At 57.0% G+C, this 1,527-nt stretch carries 3 protein-coding genes; all 3 read left to right on the top strand.

What is annotated here, in order from left to right:
• On the top strand, positions 1 to 505 hold a 505-nt coding region (locus DVK06_RS19405), incomplete at its 5' end, for a hypothetical protein (protein ID WP_233561783.1).
• A gap of 211 nt (positions 506 to 716) precedes the next feature.
• Positions 717 to 1,046, top strand: coding sequence for a hypothetical protein (locus tag DVK06_RS18540; RefSeq protein ID WP_147438138.1), 330 nt, complete (start codon positions 717 to 719; stop codon positions 1,044 to 1,046).
• Positions 1,012 to 1,266 carry a hypothetical protein gene (locus DVK06_RS16565; protein ID WP_233561782.1) on the top strand — a complete coding sequence of 85 codons (255 nt, stop codon included), beginning with the start codon at positions 1,012 to 1,014 and terminating at the stop codon, positions 1,264 to 1,266. Before DVK06_RS18540 ends, DVK06_RS16565 begins: the two co-directional genes overlap by 35 nt.
• The last annotated feature ends 261 nt before the right edge of the window (positions 1,267 to 1,527 follow it).

The raw sequence follows: 1,527 nt of genomic DNA, 5'->3' as shown, positions 1-1,527 counted from the left end.
GTATAATGCCGAGCGATTGGCGTCGACAGTGCTCGGTGGTGAAAGTCTGTTTACAAAATATTCGCCAGCAGAACCATATATTGACACATACACGAGTGGGAGCCACGGAGTGGGACTGTACATTGAATCAAAGAGTTGTGTAAACCGATATCCTTCAGGCTCATACGGCCGATTTAAGTTCTGGCGGCATCATCATGATGATCTTGTTGAGGATGCGGAGTGGTACACTATTCCCGACGTTCTTCACGTCTACTTTTTTGTTGTGTATGAAGTGATAGATGAGAGAGCACTGGAGGTAGGTAAGTTGGTTGCGCCAGTAGATCAGATTGATGACATTCTGGATGAATGGACTCTAGAGAATCACGAGACGATGGGACGAGCGTATTCGCGAGACACGTCGTGGAACCTCTTACTGAAGCGGTTGGGGGTTCCGAAAGGGGTATTTCGTGACCAGCGGATCATTGATCTCACTAATGGCCCCCCAAGAAAGTCCTCTGACAGCTGAGCACCAATAAAACACGCAATCAACGCTGGACGCCGCTTTTACGCGGTCAAAGCCATCTTCAGTACACAAGAGGACTTCTCTGACACCCAAGCTGTCCACTTGGGGGACAGTAGTTCAGGAGTCGTAGCAGGTCTATTCCTCTCGGCTTCGAGCGGGACCGTTCGACGTATTACGCAAGAATATAGACCGGTTGCTTGGTGGGGTTAACGTCGTGATAAACGTCGATGGAGAGGCGCTGGAGATCCCGACGGCGCTCGATGCCGCGCTCGCCTGGTGGAAGCCGTTGACCGGACTTGACCCAGCCGTGACGCGAGCACAGACACGCCGCGCGGCTGAATACCTCGCGACTACGGGTGAGCGGCTGGGGCGGACCAAGCTCATCGACGCGCTCGCGGACGGGAGCACACTCAACGCGGCGACATGGTGGGGGCGAGCAGTTGACCCCGGACTCCGGCAGCTCGCCGACGCGGAGCTCGTCGAGTATCACACCGTCGCGGATATATTCGGTGGGTCGGCAAAGAAGGACCATAGCCCACGATGACGACGCGGATCCCGAAGAAAGCGCCGGCGACGGTCCGGGGCCGATCCCGGAGAGCGACCCGCAACATATCGATCCGGCGGGCGACCTCGCCGACGCCGTCAAGGGCGGCGACCTCGACCTATCGCTCGCAGGTGACCAAGACGGCGAGGACCTCCAGGCGTTCGTCGACGCGGCCGAAAGCGGCGAGCTGGGGCCAGTCAATCCGGGACTTGAGGCATAGGTACGGATCGCCCGCGCACTCCTCAACGGCCTCGACGAGAGCCACGACGCTGGCGAGGACAAATGATAGCGCTGTCCCTCCCGGCCGACTACGGGATCTCGAAGCACGTCTCAGCTGGCTGTCGCGGTAGGTCGCGTGGTTCGGGTGCGAACGTCGGGGTTTTGTAGTAAACTACGACGATCGCCGGCCGCCGTGACACACTGAAGCGTAGATACATTATCTGATACTATATCGGTTCTAAACATACATGTTTTTGATATT

It is taken from the genome of Halorubrum sp. Atlit-28R (assembly GCF_003665955.1).
In the GTDB taxonomy this organism is placed as follows: Archaea; Halobacteriota; Halobacteria; order Halobacteriales; family Haloferacaceae; genus Halorubrum; species Halorubrum tropicale.
Note: the sequence above shows the minus strand (reverse complement) of the source record. Positions and strands in the feature narration are given on the sequence as shown.